This is a genomic window from Escherichia sp. E.sYA108 (genome assembly GCF_011754335.1).
GTDB lineage: Bacteria > Pseudomonadota > Gammaproteobacteria > Enterobacterales > Enterobacteriaceae > Escherichia > Escherichia coli.
The window spans coordinates 5,075,826-5,101,145 of the sequence record NZ_JAAQVZ010000001.1; the positions used below are offsets into that span (position 1 = coordinate 5,075,826).

Below are 25,320 nucleotides of genomic sequence, written 5' to 3' on the forward strand. Positions count from 1 at the left end.
AATGAGCGATAAAAAGAAGCGCAGTATGGCGGGTTTGCCGTGGATCGCGGCGATGGCCTTCTTCATGCAGGCACTTGATGCCACTATTCTGAATACCGCCTTACCCGCAATCGCTCATAGCCTTAATCGTTCTCCTCTCGCGATGCAATCAGCCATCATCAGTTATACGCTGACGGTGGCGATGCTTATTCCGGTAAGCGGATGGCTAGCCGATCGCTTCGGTACGCGTCGCATATTTACCCTTGCCGTGAGTCTGTTCACGTTGGGTTCTCTGGCCTGCGCACTTTCTAACTCGCTACCACAGCTGGTTGTCTTCCGGGTTATTCAGGGGATAGGCGGCGCAATGATGATGCCTGTTGCTCGGCTGGCCTTACTGCGCGCTTATCCTCGTAATGAGCTTCTTCCTGTATTGAATTTTGTCGCCATGCCGGGTCTGGTGGGGCCAATTTTAGGCCCCGTTCTTGGCGGCGTGCTGGTCACCTGGGCAACCTGGCACTGGATATTTTTAATCAATATCCCCATAGGTATTGCGGGCCTTCTTTACGCGCACAAACATATGCCCAATTTCACCACCGCACGACGCAGATTCGATACCACTGGCTTTTTGCTGTTTGGCCTCAGCCTTGTTCTCTTCTCAAGCGGAATAGAGCTATTCGGGGAAAAGATTGTCGCCAGCTGGATTGCCTTGACGGTAATTGTCACCAGCATCGGGTTACTGCTTCTCTATATTCTCCATGCGCGACGCACGCCAAACCCATTAATTTCATTAGATTTATTTAAAACCCGCACTTTCTCGATCGGTATCGTAGGCAATATTGCAACCCGTCTGGGGACCGGCTGTGTACCGTTCCTTATGCCATTGATGTTACAGGTAGGATTTGGGTATCAGGCGTTTATTGCTGGCTGTATGATGGCACCGACAGCGTTAGGTTCCATTATTGCAAAATCGATGGTTACCCAAGTCTTACGTCGTCTGGGCTATCGCCATACGTTAGTGGGGATCACGGTGATTATAGGGCTAATGATCGCTCAGTTCTCTTTGCAATCACCAGCAATGGCGATATGGATGCTGATCTTGCCGTTGTTTATATTAGGGATGGCTATGTCGACACAATTTACCGCGATGAATACCATCACACTTGCCGATCTGACCGATGACAACGCCAGCAGCGGTAACAGTGTTCTGGCGGTCACGCAGCAACTGTCGATCAGTTTAGGCGTTGCTGTAAGTGCGGCAGTCCTTCGCGTTTACGAAGGGATGGAAGGCACAACGACAGTCGAACAATTCCACTATACGTTTATCACGATGGGCATTATTACTGTTGCTTCAGCAGCAATGTTCATGCTACTGAAAACAACCGATGGTAATAATTTGATCAAAAGACAGCGTAAATCTAAGCCGAACCACGTTCCATCAGAATCGGAGTAAGTTGTAATCGTTGTTGCTGTAGGGTCGGCTGGGTTATCCGATGGATGAGTACATCAATCGCCAGCTCCCCCAGTTCATCTTTCGGTTGGTGTATAGTTGTTAATGGTGGCGTCATAAAGCTTGCCAGTTCGATATCGTCATAGCCAATCACCGCGATATCCTGCGGAACCTGTAACTCTGCCTGATATAACGCCTGGTAAACGCCAACAGCCATAGCGTCATTTCCGGTAAAGACGGCCTGAGGACGCAGCGGATGTGATAACAGTTGGCGCATAGCGTCAAACCCGCCGTTAAATTCAAAATCACCAGTGACTTCATAGCCATCAGGAATGTTGAGACCCGCACGTTTCATCGCAGCCCGATAACCTTCCAACCGCAGGCGCGCCGGAGTTTTATCCAGCGGACCGGTAATACAGGCAATACGGGTATGACCTTTATCGATCAGATATTGCGTTGCTAAGTCTCCGCCCAGCAACGAGTTATCCTGAATAAGATCGCTGTCGCCATCGAACGGAGCCCAGTCCATCATCACGGTAGGCACTGTCGGATAACGTTGCATGATTTCACGCGAAGGCTGATGCGTTTCGGTGCACAGTAACAGCAAGCCATCAACGCGTTTTTGCATCAGCGTTTCCAGATTACGATTCATCCGCTGTTCATCGCCTTCGGTATTGCAAAGGACAAGACTATAACCGCGTTCGAAGCAGCTGCGTTCAACGCCACGCACCAGTTCTGAATAGAAAGGATTGGTACTGGCAGTGATCAACATGCCAATGGTATGTGTTTGATTGAGTTTGAGGCTACGCGCCAGAGCTGATGGCGCGTAATTGAGTTCTTTAATCGCCGCTTCAACTTTGGCTGTAATCGCTTCACTGACGAAGCGATCTTTATTGATAACGTGAGAAACTGTTGAGGTAGAAACGCCCGCCAGGCGGGCAACATCTTTCATTGTAGCCAAGCGTCACCTCTGCCTGTCTAAAAATGCGTCGATCTCTTCACGCCACGGTACGGAAGGTTGTGCGCCTTTACGTGTTACGGCAATCGCAGCGGCTGCATGGGCAAAACGAATCGCCTCTGGCAATGGTTTTTCTTCCAGCAACGCCGTGATTAACGCGCCGTTAAAGGTATCTCCGGCAGCAATAGTATCGACAGCCTGCACCCGGAATCCAGGAACGCGCTGACCTTCACCATTCACGCTAGCCCATACACCACGACTTCCTAAAGTAATCAGTACAGTACGGATACCTTTTTCATGCAGTACCTGCGCCGCCTTCGCTGCATCTTCATCATTTTCAACACGAATACCGGTGAGCTTTTCTGCTTCCGTTTCGTTTGGCGTAATAATGTCCACCAGCGCCAGCAGTTCGTCAGGAAGTTCGCGAGCCGGAGCCGGGTTAAGCGCAACGATAGTCTTATTTTGATGGGCGATTTTCGCCGCTGCCATCACACTTTCGAGTGGTGATTCCAGCTGCATTAATAATGCTGACGCGTTGGCAATACGCTCACGTTGCGCTTCCACCAGCGCCGGGGAAAGGGCAGCATTAGCGCCGGCATGAATACCGATGACATTCTCACCTTCGCCATTAACAAAAATCAGCGCCACACCTGTTGATTCGCCTTTGATCACGCTGACCGGAGAAATATCGATGTTATCAGTGGCGAGCTGCTGGCGAACGCTCTCACCAATGCTGTCATCGCCAGTGCAGGCAATAAACGCGATATTCGCACCGCTACGCCCAGCAGCCACCGCCTGATTCGCGCCTTTGCCGCCAAATGCAACCTGATAGTGGTTACCGGTTACGGTTTCGCCTGGAGTAGGAAAAGATTGAAGATTAAGAATGTGGTCAGCATTAATGCTGCCAAGAACAACGAGGCTGCCTGCGTTTTGCATATTCGGGATGTCCATAAAATGCGCCACCGTGTTAGGGTGGCGCGTGCCCTGCTTTTCTTTATATTACACGTTCATCTGTCGATGACGTATTTATGTCACCATCAGGTCATACAACCTGATTAAAACTACTGCTTAACAACCAGTTTCAGATCAACCGGATACTTAGCCTGAACTTTCTCGCCTTTCAGCACTTTATCTGCGGTTTCGACGCCTTTCGCGCCAATCTGATCGGGTAGCTGAGCGATAGTCGCTGCTAGTTTGCCATCATTCACCGCTTTTTCGCCATCCGGTGTACCGTCAAATCCGACGACCATCACATCCGATTTACCGGCAGTTTGCAGTGCGCGCAGCGCGCCAAGCGCCATTTCATCATTCTGCGCGAATACAGCCTGAACATCCGGATGAGCGGTCAACAGGTTCTGCATTACGTTCAAACCTTTGGTGCGATCAAAATCTGCAGGCTGGCTGGCAAGAACATTAAACTTGTGAGCAGCAACGGCCTGCTGGAAACCTTCGCCACGTTCACGGGCTGCGGATGTACCGGCAATGCCTTGCAGCTCGATAACTTTGGCACCTTCACCCACTTTCTTCGCGATGTAATCACCGGCGATTTTGCCGCCCAGTACGTTATCAGATGCAATGTGGCTCACCACTTCACCTTTCGTTGCCTGGCGGTCAAGAGTGATAACCGGGATGTTCGCCTGGTTAGCCATCTTCACAGCATTACCTACTGCGTCGGAGTCGGTCGGGTTAATCAGCAGAATTTTGGTGCCGCGAACGGTTAAGTCCTGCACGTTCGCCAGCTCTTTCGCCGGGTTGTTCTGGGAGTCCAGCACCACCAGGTTATAGCCAAGTTTATCCGCCTCTTTCTGCGCGCCATCTTTCAGCGATACAAAGAATGGGTTGTTAAGCGTGGAGACCACCAGCGCGATGGTGTCTTTTGCCATCGCATTCGCACTGACGGTGGCGCTTAGCGCAACAGCGGAAACCAGGGTAGCCAGTTTTTTCATGTTCATATTCAAGATGTCCTGTAGTCGTTATTACTGCTTTTTGTTGTCTACCAGCACCGCCAGCAAAATCACCACCGCTTTGACGATCATCTGGTAATAGGAGGAAACACCTAACAAATTCAATCCATTATTAAGGAAGCCAAGAATTAATGCGCCGATCAACGTCCCAACAATGCGACCTTTTCCGCCCGCCAGACTCGTACCGCCCAGAACCACCGCAGCAATAGCATCCAGCTCATAGCCAGTCCCCGCCGTGGGTTGTGCGGAGGAGAGACGCGCCACTTCAATGATCCCGGCCAGCGATGCCAGCAGACCACAAAGAGAATAGACGATGATTTTGATTTTATTGACGTTGATACCAGAAAGACGCGTTGCCGCTTCATTGCCGCCCAGCGCGTAGATGTAACGCCCCAGACGCGTGTGATGCAGCATGTACCAGGCCGCGAGGAAAACAATCCCCATGATCCAGACTGGCGTCGGTACGCCCAGCGGACGACCAATACCAAACCAGCCAAACAGATCGGCGTTCTCAGTAAAGCCGGTATTCACTGGGCTACCATTGGTATAAACCATGGTCACGCCGCGCAGTAAAAGCATCATAACCAGCGTAGCGATAAACGCCTGGACGCGACCTTTCGCTACAATCACCCCAGTTACCGCACCAATTGCGGCACCTAACGCGAGAGCGGCAGCGACAGCCACCAGCGCATTGACTTCAATGCCGACGATAGATGCAGCAACTGCGCCGGTCAGCGCCAACAGAGAACCTACCGACAAGTCGATACCCGACGTCAGGATCACCAGCGTCATCCCGACCGCCATAATGGCGTTCACCGAGGTTTGCTGAAGAATATTGAATAAGTTATTGATGGTGAAAAAGTTCGGGCTTAACGTCGAGACAATCGCGATCAGCACCAGCAGAGCGATAAGCGATTTCTGCTCCATCAGCCACGCTTTCGTGAAATAACGGCGACCAGAGACAGTCTGGGTTGTCATTTTTTTACTCCTGATTCACGCGATTAAGCTTGCCCACAGCGGCAGCCATTAACACTTCCTGGGTGGCCTGCTCACGAGTAAATTCCCCGCTGAGATGCCCTTCATGCATGACGATGATGCGATCGCTCATGCCTAATACTTCTGGCATCTCCGATGACACCAGAATGATGCTCAAGCCATCGGCTTTGAACTGGTTAATCAGTTGATAGATCTCTTTTTTCGCGCCGACATCTACGCCACGGGTAGGCTCATCGAGGATCAACACTTTAGGGCGTGTCATCAGACCACGGGCAATCGCTACTTTTTGCTGATTGCCACCGGAAAGCAGACCAATTGCCTGTTCCATCGATGGCGTTTTCACATTAAACAGACGAATGAAATCACTCACAGCCTGCTGTTCATCGGCATGCTTCAAACTGCCGCCAGCGCGGCTGAAGTAGCGCAGCGCGGTCAGCGACATGTTCTCTTTTACTGACATGCCCAGCACTAAACCGTCACGTTTACGGTCTTCGGAGATATAAACAATGCCGTTTGCCAGGCCATCCTGCGGCGAACGGGTAACGACTTCATGCCCATCCAGGGTGACGTAACCGCTTGTGCGCGGCAGTGCACCGTAGAGCACTTTCATCAGTTCGGTACGCCCAGCGCCCATCAAACCAGAGACGCCAAGAATTTCGCCTTTGCGTAAAGTAAAAGAGACATCGTTAACGCCAGGTCCGCAGAGATTATCGACTTTCAGGCGGATATCTCCCGGCGCTTTGTCCAGGTGCGGATATTGATCTTCCAGCTTGCGGCCCACCATCATCTCAATCAGAGAATCTTCGGTCAGTGATGCCACTTCGCGCTCAGCAATAAATTGTCCGTCACGAAAAACGGTAACGTCATCGCAAATCTCGAAGATTTCTTTCATGCGGTGGGAGATATAGACAATACCGCGGCCTTGCAATTTCAGCTCGCGGATGACGCGGAACAAGGATTCGGTTTCGGTATCGGTCAGCGCATCGGTCGGTTCATCCATAATGATGACTTTCGACTCAAAGCTCAGCACTTTGGCGATTTCAACCATTTGCTGGTCACCGATGGAAAGATCGCCCACCAGCTTGTCGCTTTTAAAGCGCAGGTTAAGTTTAGCCAGCAATTTATCCGCTTCGGCATACATGGTTTTCCAGTCAATTTTGCCAAAGCGATTAACAAACTCACGACCGAGGAAAATGTTTTCGGCAATGGTTAACTGCGGGATCAGGTTCAGTTCCTGGTGGATAATCCCAATCCCGGCTTCCTGGGAAGATTTCGGCCCGGTAAATGTCGTTTCTTTCCCCAACCATAAAAGCGTACCGGCATCGCGAGTATAGATACCAGTAAGCACTTTCATCATGGTGGATTTACCCGCGCCGTTTTCGCCCACCAGCGCCATCACGCGGCCCGGATAGACATTTAACGCTGCGCCCGAGAGGGCTTTTACGCCCGGGAAGGCTTTATCGATGCCTTTAAGCTGAAGTAATGCTTCCATGACGGCCTCAGAACGTCACGCCAGCACAGAGAATGATATTCGCATACGGAGAACATTCTCCGCTGCGAATTACCGCCTGACTTTCTGCGGTTTGTTGTTTGAATTGTTCATGCGTGGTGTAACGAATTTCAATGGTGTTTCCCTGGTGTTTTTGCAGCTGCTCAAGGTGAGTGAGCAACGTTTCGTGGAGTTGCGGATTATGTTGTTTGATCTCTTCCGCGATAATGACAGCCTCGACCTGCATTTCATTTGTGACTACACCCAGCACCTGCATAAAAGAAGGTACACCCTGGGTTAATGCCATATCGATACGCGTTGTACTTTTGGGGATGGGTAAACCAGCATCACACACCACCAGCGTATCGGTATGTCCCAGTCGGGAGATCACCGATGAAATATCAGAATTAAGAACGGTGCCTTTTTTCATTTTTTTCTCCATCAGCGAAACGTTTCGCTGACCCGCAGTTTAATCCTGACTGAGTTGGGAAAACCATCGTGACGTTACGGAAATGTGATCAACCTCGAAACGTTTTACATGGTGATTAACCATGAAAACAAAAACGCCCCCTTATGGAGAAAGGAGGCGTCTGGCGTTAGATTTCGACCTGAGTACCCAGTTCGATAACTCTGTTTGGCGGGATTTCAAATTGATCCGGTGCCCGCAGCGCATTACGTTGCAGCAGCAAGTACAGCTTGCCGCGCAGACGCAAATACCACGGGCGTTTGCCGAGGATCAACGACTCATGCGACATAAAGAAGGAGGTTTCCATCATCCGGCAACTTAATCCTTCCAGACCGCAGCGGTGGAAAACTTCTTCCACGTTTGGCGTTTCTCGCCAACCATAACTTGCCACCACGCGCCAGAAAGTGGGCGACAGTTGTTCAATCTGTACCCGACGGACGTTATGGACATATGGCGCGTCTTCGGTGCGCAGAGTTAACAGAATCACCCGCTCATGCAATACCTTGTTATGTTTCAGGTTATGCATCAGCGCAAAGGGAATGACGTTGATTGCACGCGACATATACACCGCGGTCCCGGGCACGCGAACGGGCGGTGATTTCTCCAGCGAAGCAATCATCGCTTCCAGAGAGTTACCATGTTCATGCATCCGCCGCAGCAAGCGGAAACGCTCGCTCTTCCAGGTGGTCATCACGATAAACATCACCGTACCGAGGCTCAATGGCAACCAGCCGCCGGAGAGCAGTTTATCGAGGTTAGCGGTGAACAAGGGAATATCGACACAAAGGAAAGCAATCAGGATCAGCGCAACAAAATACTTATTCCAGTGCCAGTTCTGACGTGCCACGGTAGTCGAGAGAATAGACGTCAGCACCATGGTTCCGGTCACCGCAATCCCGTACGCCGCCGCCAGGTTGCTGGAGTGCTCAAAGCTGACAATCACAATCACGACCGCGACATAGAGCATCCAGTTCACAAAGGGAATATAGATTTGCCCTGACTCCATTTCGGAAGTGTGAATAATGCGCATCGGCGACAAATATCCCAGACGTACCGCCTGACGCGTCAATGAGAAGACGCCAGAGATAACCGCCTGCGAGGCAATTACCGTCGCCAGTGCGGCGATGATCAGCAGCGGGATCAGCGCCCAGTCCGGTGCCAACAGGAAGAACGGGTTCTTAATCGCTTCCGGATTCTTTAACAACAGCGCTCCCTGGCCGAAGTAATTAAGGGTTAAGGAAGGCAATACGACGGTGAACCACGCCAGACGAATAGGGAACTTACCAAAGTGCCCCATATCAGCATACAGCGCCTCGACCCCCGTAATCGACAGCACCACTGCCCCTAATGCAATAAAAGAAACCGTTTTGTATTCAAGGAAGAAATGCACCGCCCACATCGGATTCAGTGCATGCAGCACTTCCGGGTTAGCAATAATGCTACGTAACCCCAGCCCTGCCAGAATCAAAAACCAGGTCAGCATGATCGGCGCAAACAGCTTACCGACCATAGCCGTGCCATGTTTTTGAATCATGAATAATAATGTGAGAACGATAATTGAGAGGGGAACTATCCAGGTATCCAGCTGCGGGGCGACGATTTCCAGACCTTCAATGGCGGACATCACCGAAATAGCGGGTGTTATGACGACTTCACCATAGAAAAAGCTGCCGCCGATTAGCCCCATAATCACCAGCATTGATGTGGTTCGCGCCGACGTATTACGCCCGGCAAGCGACATCAACGTCAGGATCCCCCCTTCACCGGCGTTATCTGCCCGCATCACGAAGGTGAGATATTTAATGGAAACCACAAAGATTAGCAGCCAGAAGATCAGCGATAAAAAGCCAAACACGGCATCGCGTTCAACGCCAAAACCAAACTGGCCGGACAAACATTCACGAAGTGTATATAACGGGCTGGTACCAATATCGCCGTAGACAACTCCAATCGCCGCGAGGGTAATCGCGGGCAATGATTGCTTATTATCAGTGCTCATAGACTAGTCTTTCGTTGAAATATGAAATGTGTGCTTAGTCCCTTGGCCCACAAAAAAGCGCACAGTATGCACGATTAACGGCAAAATCGTACTCCTAAATGCGGCCACATTAACCTGGCTCAAAGAAAAATACCCCTCCTTTGAGACTATTTTAGCCACCAGCAAGAAACGTCTATACTCGCAATTTACGCAGAACTTTTGACGAAAGGACGCCACTTCATTATGGCTCACCCTCATTTATTAGCGGAAAGAATTTCCCGCCTGAGCAGTTCGTTGGAAAAGGGGCTTTATGAACGTAGCCACGCCATCCGCTTGTGTTTATTAGCGGCATTAAGTGGTGAAAGTGTGTTCCTCCTTGGCCCGCCAGGTATTGCCAAAAGTTTGATCGCCCGGCGCTTAAAATTCGCCTTTCAGAATGCCCGCGCGTTTGAATATCTGATGACCCGCTTCTCCACGCCGGAAGAAGTTTTTGGTCCCCTTTCTATTCAGGCGCTAAAAGATGAAGGGCGCTATGAACGTTTAACCAGCGGTTACCTGCCGGAAGCTGAAATCGTCTTTCTGGATGAGATCTGGAAAGCGGGTCCGGCAATTCTTAATACCCTGCTCACCGCCATTAACGAGCGCCAGTTCCGCAACGGCGCACTCGTAGAAAAAATCCCGATGCGTCTGCTGGTGGCGGCCTCCAACGAGCTGCCGGAAGCAGACAGCAGTCTGGAAGCGTTATATGATCGCATGCTGATTCGTCTGTGGTTAGATAAAGTGCAGGATAAAGCGAATTTCCGCTCCATGCTGACCAGTCAACAGGATGAAAATGACAATCCGGTTCCTGCCTCCTTGCAGATCACAGATGAAGAATATGAACGCTGGCAGAAAGAGATTGGTGAAATTACGCTGCCCGATCATGTATTTGAGCTGATTTTTATGCTGCGCCAGCAACTGGATAAATTACCGGATGCGCCTTATGTCTCGGATCGTCGCTGGAAAAAAGCGATCCGCTTATTGCAGGCCAGCGCCTTTTTTAGCGGTCGCAGTGCTGTCGCCCCGGTTGATCTCATTTTGCTGAAAGATTGCCTGTGGTATGACGCGCAAAGCCTGAATTTGATACAACAACAAATTGATGTATTGATGACCGGTCACGCCTGGCAACAGCAAGGGATGTTGACCCGCCTGGGCGCGATTGTGCAACGTCACCTGCAACTTCAGCAGCAACAAAGCGATAAAACAGCCTTAACGGTAATTCGTCTGGGCGGCATTTTTAGCCGTCGTCAGCAGTATCAACTCCCTGTTAACGTTACTGCTTCCACTCTGACTCTGCTGCTGCAAAAACCGTTAAAATTGCATGATATGGAAGTGGTTCATATCTCCTTTGAGCGTAGCGCGCTGGAACAGTGGCTGAGTAAAGGTGGTGAGATTCGCGGCAAACTGAACGGTATCGGCTTTGCCCAGAAACTGAATCTGGAAGTCGATAGCGCCCAACATCTTGTTGTACGCGATGTAAGTTTACAAGGCAGTACGCTAGCACTTCCCGGTTCATTGGCTGAAGGTCTGCCAGGTGAAATAAAACAACAACTGGAAGAGCTTGAAAGCGACTGGCGCAAGCAACACGCTTTATTCAGCGAACAGCAAAAATGTCTGTTTATCCCTGGCGACTGGTTAGGTCGCATTGAAGCCAGCCTACAGGATGTCGGCGCACAGATTCGCCAGGCACAACAATGCTAACGCTGGATACGCTTAATGTGATGCTGGCCGTCAGCGAAGAGGGATTGATCGAAGAGATGATCATCGCGCTGCTGGCCTCACCGCAGCTGGCAGTCTTCTTTGAAAAATTCCCACGACTGAAGGCGGCAATCACTGATGATGTTCCCCGCTGGCGTGAGGCGCTGCGCAGTCGGCTTAAAGATGCCCGAGTCCCGCCGGAACTCACCGAAGAGGTGATGTGCTATCAGCAAAGTCAGCTCCTCTCCACGCCGCAATTTATTGTGCAGCTACCACAGATCCTGGACTTACTGCATCGTCTGAATTCCCCATGGGCAGAACAAGCCCGACAGTTGGTTGATGCTAACAGCACGATCACTTCAGCGTTACACACGCTTTTTCTCCAGCGCTGGCGTTTAAGCCTGATCGTGCAAGCAACGACGTTAAATCAGCAGCTATTAGAAGAAGAACGCGAACAACTGTTGAGTGAAGTTCAGGAACGCATGACGCTGAGCGGGCAACTTGAACCGATTCTCGCAGATAACAATACCGCAGCTGGTCGTCTGTGGGATATGAGCGCCGGTCAGCTTAAACGTGGCGACTATCAGTTGATTGTGAAATACGGTGAATTTCTTAACGAACAGCCGGAACTGAAACGTCTGGCAGAACAGCTGGGGCGTTCCCGGGAAGCCAAATCAATACCGCGCAACGATGCGCAGATGGAAACCTTCCGCACCATGGTGCGCGAACCGGCGACAGTTCCTGAGCAGGTTGATGGTCTGCAGCAAAGCGATGATATTTTACGTCTCTTGCCGCCAGAACTGGCGACACTAGGGATAACTGAACTGGAGTATGAGTTTTACCGTCGGCTGGTGGAAAAACAGTTGCTCACCTATCGCCTGCATGGTGAGTCGTGGCGTGAAAAAATGATCGAACGCCCGGTGGTGCATAAAGATTACGACGAACAGCCGCGCGGACCGTTTATTGTCTGCGTGGATACTTCCGGCTCAATGGGCGGCTTTAATGAACAGTGTGCGAAAGCGTTCTGCCTGGCCTTGATGCGCATAGCCCTCGCTGAAAACCGGCGCTGCTATATTATGCTATTTTCCACCGAGATCGTCCGTTATGAGCTTTCAGGCCCACAAGGCATCGAACAAGCAATCCGTTTTTTAAGCCAGCAGTTTCGTGGCGGCACCGATCTTGCCAGTTGTTTTCGCGCCATTATGGAACGCTTGCAAAGCCGGGAATGGTTTGATGCCGATGCGGTGGTGATTTCTGATTTTATCGCCCAGCGATTGCCTGACGACGTGACGAGCAAAGTGAAAGAGTTGCAGCGGGTACATCAGCATCGCTTTCATGCCGTGGCGATGTCGGCACATGGCAAACCCGGCATCATGCGCATTTTCGATCATATCTGGCGCTTTGATACCGGGATGCGAAGCCGCCTGCTCAGACGCTGGCGGCGATAAATTATTACAGCAGAGAAGGGACGCTCTCGCGAACAGCTGCCGGCCATACACCACACTGAACCTGGCCGATATGTGGCAGTTGCAGCAGCAGCATGGTCAAACGAGACTGCCCGATACCGCCGCCGATGGTCTGCGGCATTTCACCGCGCAGCAGCGCCTGATGCCACTCCAGCTGCAGGCGATCTTCGTCACCGGTCAGCGCCAGCTGATGCTTCAGCGTGTCGGCATCCACGCGGATCCCCATGGAAGAAAGCTCAAACGCATCTTCCAGTACCGGGTTCCATACCAGAATATCGCCGTTCAGACCCGCATGGCCCAGCTCTGACGGGGTGCTCCAGTCATCATAATCCGGTGCGCGCACGTCGTGACGATGACCATCACTCAACTTGCCGCCAATCCCGACGAGGAATACCGCGCCAAGATCTTTCGCAATCGCCCGCTCACGCCCTTTGGCATCGAGATCCGGATAACGAGACAGTAACTCCTGGCTGTGTACGAAGTGGATTTGATCCGGCAGAAACGGTGCCAGGCCAAACTCTTCGCTAACCGCAGCTTCGGTTGCTTTAATTCCCGCCCAGATCGCCTCTACCGTGCTTTTCAGAGTCGAGAATTGACGCTCGCCGTCGCCCATTACGCGTTCCCAGTCCCACTGGTCTACATAGACCGAGTGCAACGGGGAAAGACGGTCTTCATCGGGGCGAAGGGCTTTCATGTGCGTGTACAGCCCTTCGCCCGCGCTGAAGTCGTGTTGCCCTAAGGTCTGACGTTTCCACTTCGCCAGTGAATGAACCACTTCGAACTGGGCATCAGGCAGAGCTTTCACTTTTACCTGCACCGCTTTTTCACAGCCCGACAAGTTATCCTGCGTGCCATCCCCCACACGGCTAAGAATCGGCGCCTGGACTTCGATCAGCCCCAGACGTTCTTCCAGTTGACGAGAAAAGTGAGATTTCACGAAGCTAATTTGACGTTGTTTGGCAATGTAAGCGGTTTTCATTTTTTATACTCCTGCGTCCTGTTGCTTATGATTAAGCAACAAAAACCGACACACATGCAATAATCATTCAATAAAAAGCCTCACGTACTTTTGATTCATTAAAAAAGAAGGCTAAAATAGAATGAATCATCAATCCGCATAAGAAAATCCTATGGAAAATTATCTGATCGACAATCTGGACCGAGGCATCCTGGAAGCATTAATGGGCAATGCGCGCACCGCTTACGCCGAACTGGCGAAACAATTTGGCGTCAGTCCGGGGACGATTCACGTTCGAGTAGAGAAAATGAAGCAGGCGGGGATCATTACCGGGGCGCGTATTGATGTCAGCCCGAAGCAGCTTGGTTATGACGTAGGCTGCTTTATCGGCATTATATTAAAGAGCGCCAAAGACTATCCTTCCGCGCTGGCAAAGCTGGAAAGCCTCGATGAAGTCACTGAAGCCTATTACACAACCGGCCACTACAGTATCTTTATAAAAGTGATGTGCCGTTCGATCGATGCTCTCCAGCATGTACTTATCAACAAGATCCAAACAATTGATGAAATTCAGTCCACCGAGACACTGATCGTCCTGCAGAATCCGATCATGCGTACCATTAAGCCCTGATCGGCTTTTTTAATCCCATACTTTTCCACAGGTAGATCCCAACGCGTTCACAGCGTACAATACGCTACTCTTAATAAAGGTGGCGGTTTATGGCAGATATCACTCTTATCAGCGGCAGCACCCTCGGCGGTGCCGAATATGTAGCAGAACACCTGGCTGAAAAGCTGGAAGAGACGGGTTTAACCACCGAAACGCTGCACGGTCCGCTGTTGGAAGATTTATCTGCCTCGGGGATCTGGCTGGTTATCAGCTCAACCCACGGTGCCGGAGATATTCCGGACAACCTTTCTCCTTTCTATGAAGCATTGCAGGAACAGAAGCCCGATCTTTCTGCGGTCCGCTTTGGCGCAATCGGTATTGGTAGTCGTGAATATGACACCTTTTGTGGGGCTATCGATAAAATCGAGGCAGAACTCAAAAATTCCGGAGCAAAACAGACAGGCGAAACACTGAAGATCAACATTCTTGATCACGACATTCCGGAGGATCCGGCAGAAGAATGGCTGGGATCGTGGATTAATTTACTCAAATAAGTATACAGATCGTGCGATCTACTGTGGATAACTCTGTCAGGAAGCTTGGATCAAACGGTAGTTATCCAAAGAACAACGATTGTTCAGTTTTTGAGTTGTGTATAACCCCTCATTCTGATCCCAGCTTATACGGTCCAGGATCACCGATCATTCACAGTTAATGATCCTTTCCAGGTTGTTGATCTTAAAAGCCGGATCCTTGTTATCCACAGGGCAGTGCGATCCTAATAAGAGATCACAATAGAACAGATCTCTAAATAAATAGATCTTCTTTTTAATACCTAGGATCCCAGGTCTTTCTCAAGCCGACAAAGTTGAGTAGAATCCACGGCCCGGGCTTCAATCCATTTTCATACCGCGTTATGCGAGGCAATCACCATGTTTTATCCGGATCCTTTTGACGTCATCATCATTGGCGGGGGTCATGCAGGCACCGAGGCCGCGATGGCCGCGGCGCGTATGGGTCAACAGACTCTGCTTTTGACACACAATATCGACACTCTGGGGCAGATGAGCTGCAACCCGGCGATCGGCGGTATTGGGAAGGGACATCTGGTAAAAGAAGTGGATGCACTCGGCGGTCTGATGGCGAAAGCGATCGATCAGGCGGGTATCCAGTTTAGGATACTAAACGCAAGCAAGGGACCGGCGGTTCGCGCTACCCGAGCTCAGGCAGATCGTGTGCTCTACCGTCAGGCGGTACGTACGGCGCTGGAGAACCAACCGAACCTGATGATCTTCCAGCAGGCAGTTGAAGATCTTATTGTCGAAAACGATCGCGTGGTCGGTGCCGTTACCCAAATGGGACTGAAGTTCCGTGCCAAAGCTGTCGTGCTCACCGTTGGGACGTTCCTCGACGGTAAAATTCATATCGGTCTGGATAATTACAGCGGTGGCCGTGCTGGTGATCCGCCGTCCATTCCGCTTTCTCGCCGTTTGCGTGAACTGCCGCTGCGCGTTGGTCGTCTGAAAACCGGGACACCACCGCGTATTGATGCTCGAACCATCGACTTTAGCGTACTGGCGCAACAGCATGGCGATAACCCAATGCCAGTATTCTCGTTTATGGGCAATGCGTCCCAGCATCCCCAGCAGGTGCCGTGTTATATCACTCATACCAACGAGAAAACCCATGATGTGATCCGCAGTAACCTCGATCGTAGCCCAATGTACGCAGGGGTGATCGAAGGTGTCGGCCCACGCTACTGCCCGTCGATCGAAGACAAAGTCATGCGCTTCGCCGACAGAAATCAGCATCAGATCTTCCTTGAACCGGAAGGGCTGACCTCTAACGAAATTTATCCGAACGGTATCTCCACCAGCCTGCCGTTCGATGTGCAGATGCAAATCGTCCGCTCCATGCAGGGGATGGAAAACGCGAAGATCGTGCGTCCGGGTTATGCCATTGAGTATGACTTCTTCGATCCACGCGACCTGAAACCGACGCTGGAGAGCAAGTTTATCCAGGGGCTGTTCTTTGCTGGTCAGATTAACGGCACTACCGGTTACGAAGAAGCCGCTGCGCAAGGTTTGCTGGCTGGTCTTAACGCTGCCCGTCTGTCTGCTGACAAAGAAGGTTGGGCTCCGGCGCGTTCTCAGGCATATCTCGGCGTACTGGTTGATGACCTGTGCACTTTAGGAACCAAAGAACCGTATCGTATGTTTACCTCGCGCGCAGAATATCGTCTGATGCTGCGCGAAGATAATGCTGATCTGCGTTTGACTGAAATCGGTCGCGAACTGGGCCTGGTGGATGACGAACGTTGGGCGCGCTTTAACGAGAAACTTGAGAATATCGAGCGTGAGCGTCAGCGTCTGAAATCGACCTGGGTAACCCCGTCGGCGGAAGCTGCAGCCGAAGTGAATGCTCACCTGACTGCGCCGCTTTCCCGTGAAGCCAGTGGTGAAGATCTGCTACGTCGTCCTGAAATGACTTATGAAAAATTAACCACGCTGACACCGTTTGCCCCTGCGTTGACAGATGAACAGGCTGCGGAACAGGTTGAGATTCAGGTTAAATACGAAGGTTATATCGCGCGCCAGCAAGATGAGATCGAAAAGCAGCTGCGTAACGAGAATACCCTGCTACCAGCGACGCTGGATTACCGCCAGGTATCCGGTCTTTCTAACGAAGTGATCGCCAAACTTAACGATCACAAACCGGCCTCTATTGGCCAGGCTTCGCGTATTTCTGGCGTCACGCCTGCGGCTATCTCCATTCTGCTGGTGTGGCTGAAAAAACAGGGTATGCTGCGTCGTAGCGCATAACGCATTAAAAATGCCTGGTATGCACCCGCTTACCAGGCAACGCATCAAGAACAGGTAATCACCGTGCTCAACAAACTCTCCTTACTGCTGAAAGACGCAGGTATTTCGCTTACCGATCACCAGAAAAACCAGCTTATTGCCTACGTGAATATGCTGCATAAATGGAATAAAGCGTACAACCTGACTTCGGTCCGCGATCCTAATGAGATGCTGGTACGCCATATTCTCGATAGCATTGTGGTGGCACCGTATCTGCAAGGTGAACGGTTTATCGATGTCGGCACCGGACCGGGACTGCCTGGCATTCCACTCTCTATCGTGCGTCCTGAAGCTCATTTCACGTTGTTGGATAGCCTTGGTAAACGCGTGCGTTTCCTTCGTCAGGTGCAACATGAGCTTAAACTGGAGAATATTGAGCCAGTACAGAGTAGGGTAGAAGAGTTTCCGTCAGAGCCGCCATTTGATGGCGTAATTAGCCGCGCTTTTGCCTCTCTGAACGATATGGTGAGCTGGTGCCACCATCTTCCTGGTGAGCAAGGCCGTTTCTACGCGCTGAAAGGGCAAATGCCGGAAGATGAAATCGCTTTGTTGCCCGAAGAATATCAGGTCGAATCAGTGGTTAAACTTCAGGTTCCAGCCCTGGATGGCGAACGTCATCTGGTGGTGATTAAAGCAAATAAAATTTAATTTTTATCAAAAAAATCATAAAAAATTGACCGGTTAGACTGTTAACAACAACCAGGTTTTCTACTGATATAACTGGTTACATTTAACGCCACGTTCACTCTTTTGTATCAACAAGATAACGTGGCTTTTTTTGGTAAGCAGAAAATAAGTCATAAGTGAAAATATCAGTCTGCTAAAAATCGGCGCTAAGAATCATCATTGACTGTTAAAATATTATTAAAAATGTCAATGGGTGGTTTTTGTTATGTAAATGTCATTTATTAAAACAGTATCTGTTTTTAGACTGAAATATCATAAACTTGCAAAGGCATCATTTGCCAAGTAAATAAATATGCTGTGCGCGAACATGCGCAATATGTGATCTGAAGCACGCTTTATCACCAGTGTTTACGCGTTATTTACAGTTTTTCATGATCGAACAGGGTTTGCAGAAAAGTCGCAATTGTATGCACTGGAAAAATATTTAAACATTTATTCACCTTTTGGCTACTTATTGTTTGAAATCACGGGGGCGCACCGTATAATTTGACCGCTTTTTGATGCTTGACTCTAAGCCTTAAAGAAAGTTTTATACGACACGCGGCATACCTCGAAGGGAGCAGGAGTGAAAAACGTGATGTCTGTGTCGCTCGTGAGTCGAAACGTTGCTCGGAAGCTTCTGCTCGTTCAGTTACTGGTGGTGATAGCAAGTGGATTGCTGTTCAGCCTCAAAGACCCCTTCTGGGGCGTCTCTGCAATAAGCGGGGGCCTGGCAGTCTTTCTGCCTAACGTTTTGTTTATGATATTTGCCTGGCGTCACCAGGCGCATACACCAGCGAAAGGCCGGGTGGCCTGGACATTCGCATTTGGCGAAGCTTTCAAAGTTCTGGCGATGTTGGTGTTACTGGTGGTGGCGTTGGCGGTTTTAAAGGCGGTATTCTTGCCGCTGATCGTTACGTGGGTTTTGGTGCTGGTGGTTCAGATACTGGCACCGGCTGTAATTAACAACAAAGGGTAAAAGGCATCATGGCTTCAGAAAATATGACGCCGCAGGATTACATAGGACACCACCTGAATAACCTTCAGCTGGACCTGCGTACATTCTCGCTGGTGGATCCACATAACCCCCCAGCCACCTTCTGGACAATCAATATTGACTCCATGTTCTTCTCGGTGGTGCTGGGTCTGTTGTTCCTGGTTTTATTCCGTAGTGTAGCCAAAAAGGCAACCAGCGGCGTGCCAGGTAAGTTTCAGACCGCGATTGAGCTGGTGATCGGCTTTGTTAATGGTAGCGTGAAAGACATGTACCATGGCAAAAGCAAGCTGATTGCTCCGCTGGCCCTGACGATCTTCGTCTGGGTATTCCTGATGAACCTGATGGATTTACTGCCTATCGACCTGCTGCCGTACATTGCTGAACATGTACTGGGTCTGCCTGCACTGCGTGTGGTTCCGTCTGCTGACGTGAACGTAACGCTGTCTATGGCACTGGGCGTATTTATCCTGATTCTGTTCTACAGCATCAAAATGAAAGGCATCGGCGGCTTCACGAAAGAGTTGACGCTGCAGCCGTTCAATCACTGGGCGTTCATTCCTGTCAACTTAATCCTTGAAGGGGTAAGCCTGCTGTCCAAACCAGTTTCACTCGGTTTGCGACTGTTCGGTAACATGTATGCCGGTGAGCTGATTTTCATTCTGATTGCTGGTCTGTTGCCGTGGTGGTCACAGTGGATCCTGAATGTGCCGTGGGCCATTTTCCACATCCTGATCATTACGCTGCAAGCCTTCATCTTCATGGTTCTGACGATCGTCTATCTGTCGATGGCGTCTGAAGAACATTAATTTACCAACACTACTACGTTTTAACTGAAACAAACTGGAGACTGTCATGGAAAACCTGAATATGGATCTGCTGTACATGGCTGCCGCTGTGATGATGGGTCTGGCGGCAATCGGTGCTGCGATCGGTATCGGCATCCTCGGGGGTAAATTCCTGGAAGGCGCAGCGCGTCAACCTGATCTGATTCCTCTGCTGCGTACTCAGTTCTTTATCGTTATGGGTCTGGTGGATGCTATCCCGATGATCGCTGTAGGTCTGGGTCTGTACGTGATGTTCGCTGTCGCGTAGTAAGCGTTGCTTTTATTTAAAGAGCAATATCAGAACGTTAACTAAATAGAGGCATTGTGCTGTGAATCTTAACGCAACAATCCTCGGCCAGGCCATCGCGTTTGTCCTGTTCGTTCTGTTCTGCATGAAGTACGTATGGCCGCCATTAATGGCAGCCATCGAAAAACGTCAAAAAGAAATTGCTGACGGCCTTGCTTCCGCAGAACGAGCACATAAGGACCTTGACCTTGCAAAGGCCAGCGCGACCGACCAGCTGAAAAAAGCGAAAGCGGAAGCCCAGGTAATCATCGAGCAGGCTAACAAACGCCGCTCGCAGATTCTGGATGAAGCGAAAGCTGAGGCAGAACAGGAACGTACTAAAATCGTGGCCCAGGCGCAGGCGGAAATTGAAGCCGAGCGTAAACGTGCCCGTGAAGAGCTGCGTAAGCAAGTTGCTATCCTGGCTGTTGCTGGCGCCGAGAAGATCATCGAACGTTCCGTGGATGAAGCTGCTAACAGCGACATCGTGGATAAACTTGTCGCTGAACTGTAAGGAGGGAGGGGCTGATGTCTGAATTTATTACGGTAGCTCGCCCCTACGCCAAAGCAGCTTTTGACTTTGCCGTCGAACACCAAAGTGTAGAACGCTGGCAGGACATGCTGGCGTTTGCCGCCGAGGTAACCAAAAACGAACAAATGGCAGAGCTTCTCTCTGGCGCGCTTGCGCCAGAAACGCTCGCCGAGTCGTTTATCGCAGTTTGTGGTGAGCAACTGGACGAAAACGGTCAGAACCTGATTCGGGTAATGGCTGAAAATGGTCGTCTTAAGGCGCTCCCGGATGTTCTGGAGCAGTTTATTCACCTGCGTGCCGTGAGTGAGGCTACCGCTGAGGTAGACGTCATTTCCGCTGCCGCACTGAGTGAACAACAGCTCGCGAAAATTTCTGCTGCGATGGAAAAACGTCTGTCACGCAAAGTTAAGCTGAATTGCAAAATCGATAAGTCTGTAATGGCAGGCGTTATCATCCGAGCGGGTGATATGGTCATTGATGGCAGCGTACGCGGTCGTCTTGAGCGCCTTGCAGACGTCTTGCAGTCTTAAGGGGACTGGAGCATGCAACTGAATTCCACCGAAATCAGCGAACTGATCAAGCAGCGCATTGCTCAGTTCAATGTTGTGAGTGAAGCTCACAACGAAGGTACTATTGTTTCTGTAAGTGACGGTGTTATCCGCATTCACGGCCTGGCCGATTGTATGCAGGGTGAAATGATCTCCCTGCCGGGTAACCGTTACGCTATCGCACTGAACCTCGAGCGCGACTCTGTAGGTGCGGTTGTTATGGGTCCGTACGCTGACCTTGCCGAAGGCATGAAAGTTAAGTGTACTGGCCGTATCCTGGAAGTTCCGGTTGGCCGTGGCCTGCTGGGCCGTGTGGTTAACACTCTGGGTGCACCAATCGACGGTAAAGGTCCGCTGGATCACGACGGCTTCTCTGCTGTAGAAGCAATCGCTCCGGGCGTTATCGAACGTCAGTCCGTAGATCAGCCGGTACAGACCGGTTATAAAGCCGTTGACTCCATGATCCCAATCGGTCGTGGTCAGCGTGAATTGATCATCGGTGACCGTCAGACCGGTAAAACCGCACTGGCTATCGATGCCATCATCAACCAGCGCGATTCCGGTATCAAATGTATCTATGTCGCTATCGGTCAGAAAGCGTCCACCATTTCTAACGTGGTACGTAAACTGGAAGAGCACGGCGCACTGGCTAACACCATCGTTGTGGTAGCAACCGCGTCTGAATCCGCAGCACTGCAATACCTGGCACCGTACGCTGGTTGCGCAATGGGTGAATACTTCCGTGACCGCGGTGAAGATGCGCTGATCATTTACGATGACCTGTCTAAACAGGCTGTTGCTTACCGTCAGATCTCCCTGCTGCTCCGTCGTCCGCCAGGACGTGAAGCATTCCCGGGCGACGTATTCTACCTCCACTCTCGTCTGCTGGAGCGTGCTGCGCGTGTTAACGCCGAATACGTTGAAGCTTTCACCAAAGGTGAAGTGAAAGGGAAAACCGGTTCTCTGACTGCGCTGCCGATTATCGAAACTCAGGCGGGTGACGTTTCTGCGTTCGTTCCGACCAACGTAATCTCCATTACCGATGGTCAGATCTTCCTGGAAACCAACCTGTTCAACGCCGGTATTCGTCCTGCGGTTAACCCGGGTATTTCCGTATCCCGTGTTGGTGGTGCAGCACAGACCAAGATCATGAAAAAACTGTCCGGTGGTATCCGTACCGCTCTGGCACAGTATCGTGAACTGGCAGCGTTCTCTCAGTTTGCATCCGACCTTGACGATGCAACACGTAAGCAGCTTGACCACGGTCAGAAAGTGACCGAACTGCTGAAACAGAAACAGTATGCGCCGATGTCCGTAGCGCAACAGTCTCTGGTTCTGTTCGCAGCAGAACGTGGTTACCTGGCGGATGTTGAACTGTCGAAAATCGGTAGCTTCGAAGCCGCTCTGCTGGCTTACGTCGACCGTGATCACGCTCCGTTGATGCAAGAGATCAACCAGACCGGTGGCTACAACGACGAAATCGAAGGCAAGCTGAAAGGCATCCTCGATTCCTTCAAAGCAACCCAATCCTGGTAACGTCTGGCGGCTTGCCTTAGGGCAGGCCGCAAGGCATTGAGGAGAAGCTCATGGCCGGCGCAAAAGAGATACGTAGTAAGATCGCAAGCGTCCAGAACACGCAAAAGATCACTAAAGCGATGGAGATGGTCGCCGCTTCCAAAATGCGTAAATCGCAGGATCGCATGGCGGCCAGCCGTCCTTATGCAGAAACCATGCGCAAAGTGATTGGTCACCTTGCACACGGTAATCTGGAATATAAGCACCCTTACCTGGAAGACCGCGACGTTAAACGCGTGGGCTACCTGGTGGTGTCGACCGACCGTGGTTTGTGCGGTGGTTTGAACATTAACCTGTTCAAAAAACTGCTGGCGGAAATGAAGACCTGGACCGACAAAGGCGTTCAATGCGACCTCGCAATGATCGGCTCGAAAGGCGTGTCGTTCTTCAACTCCGTGGGCGGCAATGTTGTTGCCCAGGTCACCGGCATGGGGGATAACCCTTCCCTGTCCGAACTGATCGGTCCGGTAAAAGTGATGTTGCAGGCCTACGACGAAGGCCGTCTGGACAAGCTTTACATTGTCAGCAACAAATTTATTAACACCATGTCTCAGGTTCCGACCATCAGCCAGCTGCTGCCGTTACCGGCATCAGATGATGATGATCTGAAACACAAATCCTGGGATTACCTGTACGAACCCGATCCGAAGGCGTTGCTGGATACCCTGCTGCGTCGTTATGTCGAATCTCAGGTTTATCAGGGCGTGGTTGAAAACCTGGCCAGCGAGCAGGCCGCCCGTATGGTGGCGATGAAAGCCGCGACCGACAATGGCGGCAGCCTGATTAAAGAGCTGCAGTTGGTATACAACAAAGCTCGTCAGGCCAGCATTACTCAGGAACTCACCGAGATCGTCTCGGGGGCCGCCGCGGTTTAAACAGGTTATTTCGTAGAGGATTTAAGATGGCTACTGGAAAGATTGTCCAGGTAATCGGCGCCGTAGTTGACGTCGAATTCCCTCAGGATGCCGTACCGCGCGTGTACGATGCTCTTGAGGTGCAAAATGGTAATGAGCGTCTGGTGCTGGAAGTTCAGCAGCAGCTCGGCGGCGGTATCGTGCGTACCATCGCAATGGGTTCCTCCGACGGTCTGCGTCGCGGTCTGGATGTAAAAGACCTCGAACACCCGATCGAAGTCCCGGTAGGTAAAGCGACTCTGGGCCGTATCATGAACGTACTGGGTGAACCGGTCGACATGAAAGGCGAGATCGGTGAAGAAGAGCGTTGGGCGATTCACCGCGCAGCACCTTCCTACGAAGAGCTGTCAAACTCTCAGGAACTGCTGGAAACCGGTATCAAAGTTATCGACCTGATGTGTCCGTTCGCTAAGGGCGGTAAAGTTGGTCTGTTCGGTGGTGCGGGTGTAGGTAAAACCGTAAACATGATGGAGCTTATTCGTAACATCGCGATCGAGCACTCCGGTTACTCTGTGTTTGCGGGCGTAGGTGAACGTACTCGTGAGGGTAACGACTTCTACCACGAAATGACCGACTCCAACGTTATCGACAAAGTATCCTTGGTGTATGGCCAGATGAACGAGCCGCCGGGAAACCGTCTGCGCGTTGCTCTGACCGGTCTGACCATGGCTGAGAAATTCCGTGACGAAGGTCGTGACGTATTGCTGTTCGTCGATAACATCTATCGTTACACCCTGGCCGGTACCGAAGTATCCGCACTGCTGGGCCGTATGCCTTCAGCGGTAGGTTATCAGCCGACCCTGGCGGAAGAGATGGGCGTTCTGCAGGAACGTATCACCTCCACCAAAACCGGTTCTATCACCTCCGTACAGGCAGTATACGTACCTGCGGATGACTTGACTGACCCGTCTCCGGCAACCACCTTTGCGCACCTTGACGCAACCGTGGTACTGAGCCGTCAGATCGCGTCTCTGGGTATCTACCCGGCCGTTGACCCGCTGGACTCCACCAGCCGTCAGCTGGACCCGCTGGTGGTTGGTCAGGAACACTACGACACTGCGCGTGGCGTTCAGTCCATCCTGCAACGTTATCAGGAACTGAAAGACATTATCGCCATCCTGGGTATGGATGAACTGTCTGAAGAAGACAAACTGGTGGTAGCGCGTGCTCGTAAGATCCAGCGCTTCCTGTCCCAGCCGTTCTTCGTGGCAGAAGTATTCACCGGTTCTCCGGGTAAATACGTCTCCCTGAAAGACACCATCCGTGGCTTTAAAGGCATCATGGAAGGCGAATACGATCACCTGCCGGAGCAGGCGTTCTACATGGTCGGTTCCATCGAAGAAGCTGTGGAAAAAGCCAAAAAACTTTAACGCCTTAATCGGAGGGTGATATGGCAATGACTTACCACCTGGACGTCGTCAGCGCAGAGCAACAAATGTTCTCTGGTCTGGTCGAGAAAATCCAGGTAACGGGTAGCGAAGGTGAACTGGGGATCTACCCTGGCCACGCACCGCTGCTCACCGCCATTAAGCCTGGTATGATTCGCATCGTGAAACAGCACGGTCACGAAGAGTTTATCTATCTGTCTGGCGGCATTCTTGAAGTGCAGCCTGGCAACGTGACCGTTCTGGCCGACACCGCAATTCGCGGCCAGGATCTCGACGAAGCGCGAGCCATGGAAGCGAAACGTAAGGCTGAAGAGCACATTAGCAGCTCTCACGGCGACGTAGATTACGCTCAGGCGTCTGCGGAACTGGCCAAAGCGATCGCGCAGCTGCGCGTTATCGAGTTGACCAAAAAAGCGATGTAACACCGGCTTGAAAAGCACAAAAGCCAGTCTGGCAACAGGCTGGCTTTTTTTTACGCGTATTGACCCGTCCTGAAAAGCGTTCACATAGATCCTGATGATATAAAACACCCCTGTTTTCCCGTTTATTCATTGATCGAAATAAGAGCAAAAACATCCACCTGACGCTTAAATGAAGGTACTGCCTTAATTTTCTGCAGACAAAAGGCGTGACGATGGTCGAAAATGGCGCTTTCGTCAGCGGGGATAATCCGTTATTGAA

The 25,320-nt window shown here is 51.1% G+C and carries 24 protein-coding genes; 16 read left to right on the forward strand and 8 right to left on the reverse strand.

All coding sequences use genetic code 11. The features are described from left to right. Position 1 precedes the first annotated feature (1 nt). Positions 2-1,429 (forward strand): multidrug transporter subunit MdtD, encoded by a 1,428-nt coding sequence (gene mdtD, locus HBM92_RS24245; protein WP_001280828.1) that lies wholly within the window; start codon positions 2-4, stop codon positions 1,427-1,429. Here mdtD and rbsR read toward each other — a convergent pair. The 7 genes from rbsR to kup all read right to left on the reverse strand — a co-directional run bounded on the left by rbsR (position 1,395) and on the right by kup (position 9,298). Continuing rightward, positions 1,395-2,387 carry a ribose operon transcriptional repressor RbsR gene (rbsR, locus tag HBM92_RS24250; RefSeq protein ID WP_000224470.1) on the reverse strand — a complete coding sequence of 331 codons (993 nt, stop codon included), beginning with the start codon at positions 2,385-2,387 and terminating at the stop codon, positions 1,395-1,397. The two genes, mdtD and rbsR, sit on opposite strands and share 35 nt — an antisense overlap. Positions 2,388-2,390: 3 nt before the next feature. Continuing rightward, positions 2,391-3,320: a ribokinase gene (gene rbsK / locus HBM92_RS24255; RefSeq protein WP_001361088.1), complete on the reverse strand. Its 930-nt coding sequence runs from the start codon at positions 3,318-3,320 to the stop codon at positions 2,391-2,393. Positions 3,321-3,445: 125 nt separating this feature from the next. Beyond that, entirely contained in the window at positions 3,446-4,336 is an 891-nt protein-coding gene (rbsB, locus tag HBM92_RS24260; RefSeq protein ID WP_001297966.1) for a ribose ABC transporter substrate-binding protein RbsB, read from the reverse strand. A gap of 24 nt (positions 4,337-4,360) precedes the next feature. Further along, complete coding sequence (gene rbsC / locus HBM92_RS24265) at positions 4,361-5,326, reverse strand: ribose ABC transporter permease (RefSeq protein WP_000211858.1); 966 nt, start codon at positions 5,324-5,326, stop codon at positions 4,361-4,363. 4 nt (positions 5,327-5,330) lie between these two features. Beyond that, positions 5,331-6,836, reverse strand: a complete 1,506-nt coding sequence (rbsA, locus tag HBM92_RS24270; RefSeq protein WP_000387762.1) for a ribose ABC transporter ATP-binding protein RbsA — start codon at positions 6,834-6,836, stop codon at positions 5,331-5,333. A 7-nt stretch (positions 6,837-6,843) separates the two neighbouring features. Continuing rightward, positions 6,844-7,263: a D-ribose pyranase gene (gene rbsD, locus HBM92_RS24275; protein WP_001346607.1), complete on the reverse strand. Its 420-nt coding sequence runs from the start codon at positions 7,261-7,263 to the stop codon at positions 6,844-6,846. A 166-nt stretch (positions 7,264-7,429) separates the two neighbouring features. After that, positions 7,430-9,298: a low affinity potassium transporter Kup gene (kup, locus tag HBM92_RS24280; RefSeq protein WP_000102319.1), complete on the reverse strand. Its 1,869-nt coding sequence runs from the start codon at positions 9,296-9,298 to the stop codon at positions 7,430-7,432. Between the two features lie 222 nt (positions 9,299-9,520). Between kup and ravA the strand changes: the two genes are divergently transcribed. Together ravA and viaA are read left to right on the forward strand one after the other, a co-directional pair. Further along, the gene (gene ravA, locus HBM92_RS24285; protein ID WP_001305014.1) at positions 9,521-11,017 is read left to right on the forward strand and encodes an ATPase RavA; all 1,497 of its coding nucleotides are present in this window, start codon (positions 9,521-9,523) and stop codon (positions 11,015-11,017) included. Next, positions 11,011-12,462 (forward strand): ATPase RavA stimulator ViaA, encoded by a 1,452-nt coding sequence (gene viaA / locus HBM92_RS24290; RefSeq protein WP_000956636.1) that lies wholly within the window; start codon positions 11,011-11,013, stop codon positions 12,460-12,462. Before ravA ends, viaA begins: the two co-directional genes overlap by 7 nt. Before the next feature lie 4 nt (positions 12,463-12,466). Here viaA and asnA read toward each other — a convergent pair whose 3' ends face one another. Beyond that, positions 12,467-13,459 (reverse strand): aspartate--ammonia ligase, encoded by a 993-nt coding sequence (asnA, locus tag HBM92_RS24295; protein WP_000845107.1) that lies wholly within the window; start codon positions 13,457-13,459, stop codon positions 12,467-12,469. A 151-nt stretch (positions 13,460-13,610) separates the two neighbouring features. On the opposite strand from asnA, the gene asnC reads away from it, so the two are divergent. From asnC to HBM92_RS24360, 13 genes are all read left to right on the forward strand, one after another. Then, positions 13,611-14,069: a transcriptional regulator AsnC gene (gene asnC / locus HBM92_RS24300; RefSeq protein ID WP_000432970.1), complete on the forward strand. Its 459-nt coding sequence runs from the start codon at positions 13,611-13,613 to the stop codon at positions 14,067-14,069. A gap of 89 nt (positions 14,070-14,158) precedes the next feature. Then, on the forward strand, positions 14,159-14,602 hold the full coding sequence (gene mioC, locus HBM92_RS24305) for an FMN-binding protein MioC (RefSeq protein ID WP_000763758.1): 444 nt from the start codon (positions 14,159-14,161) through the stop codon (positions 14,600-14,602). Positions 14,603-14,980: 378 nt separating this feature from the next. Then, a complete protein-coding gene (gene mnmG / locus HBM92_RS24310) occupies positions 14,981-16,870 on the forward strand; it encodes a tRNA uridine-5-carboxymethylaminomethyl(34) synthesis enzyme MnmG (protein WP_000499788.1) in 1,890 nt (629 codons plus the stop codon). Between the two features lie 63 nt (positions 16,871-16,933). Further along, entirely contained in the window at positions 16,934-17,557 is a 624-nt protein-coding gene (gene rsmG, locus HBM92_RS24315; RefSeq protein ID WP_000932839.1) for a 16S rRNA (guanine(527)-N(7))-methyltransferase RsmG, read from the forward strand. Between the two features lie 616 nt (positions 17,558-18,173). Beyond that, positions 18,174-18,554: a F0F1 ATP synthase subunit I gene (gene atpI / locus HBM92_RS24320; protein WP_000116695.1), complete on the forward strand. Its 381-nt coding sequence runs from the start codon at positions 18,174-18,176 to the stop codon at positions 18,552-18,554. An 8-nt stretch (positions 18,555-18,562) separates the two neighbouring features. Next, on the forward strand, positions 18,563-19,378 hold the full coding sequence (gene atpB / locus HBM92_RS24325; RefSeq protein WP_000135618.1) for a F0F1 ATP synthase subunit A: 816 nt from the start codon (positions 18,563-18,565) through the stop codon (positions 19,376-19,378). A 46-nt stretch (positions 19,379-19,424) separates the two neighbouring features. Then, the gene (gene atpE, locus HBM92_RS24330; protein WP_000429386.1) at positions 19,425-19,664 is read left to right on the forward strand and encodes a F0F1 ATP synthase subunit C; all 240 of its coding nucleotides are present in this window, start codon (positions 19,425-19,427) and stop codon (positions 19,662-19,664) included. 61 nt (positions 19,665-19,725) lie between these two features. Beyond that, positions 19,726-20,196 carry a F0F1 ATP synthase subunit B gene (gene atpF, locus HBM92_RS24335; protein ID WP_001052219.1) on the forward strand — a complete coding sequence of 157 codons (471 nt, stop codon included), beginning with the start codon at positions 19,726-19,728 and terminating at the stop codon, positions 20,194-20,196. Between the two features lie 14 nt (positions 20,197-20,210). Continuing rightward, on the forward strand, positions 20,211-20,744 hold the full coding sequence (atpH, locus tag HBM92_RS24340; RefSeq protein WP_001288583.1) for a F0F1 ATP synthase subunit delta: 534 nt from the start codon (positions 20,211-20,213) through the stop codon (positions 20,742-20,744). Positions 20,745-20,756: 12 nt separating this feature from the next. Beyond that, complete coding sequence (gene atpA, locus HBM92_RS24345; RefSeq protein WP_001176745.1) at positions 20,757-22,298, forward strand: F0F1 ATP synthase subunit alpha; 1,542 nt, start codon at positions 20,757-20,759, stop codon at positions 22,296-22,298. Between the two features lie 50 nt (positions 22,299-22,348). Continuing rightward, positions 22,349-23,212, forward strand: coding sequence for a F0F1 ATP synthase subunit gamma (atpG, locus tag HBM92_RS24350; protein ID WP_000896498.1), 864 nt, complete (start codon positions 22,349-22,351; stop codon positions 23,210-23,212). A gap of 26 nt (positions 23,213-23,238) precedes the next feature. Then, positions 23,239-24,621, forward strand: a complete 1,383-nt coding sequence (atpD, locus tag HBM92_RS24355) for a F0F1 ATP synthase subunit beta (protein WP_000190506.1) — start codon at positions 23,239-23,241, stop codon at positions 24,619-24,621. Positions 24,622-24,641: 20 nt separating this feature from the next. After that, positions 24,642-25,061, forward strand: coding sequence for a F0F1 ATP synthase subunit epsilon (locus tag HBM92_RS24360; protein WP_001251965.1), 420 nt, complete (start codon positions 24,642-24,644; stop codon positions 25,059-25,061). Positions 25,062-25,320 lie beyond the last annotated feature (259 nt).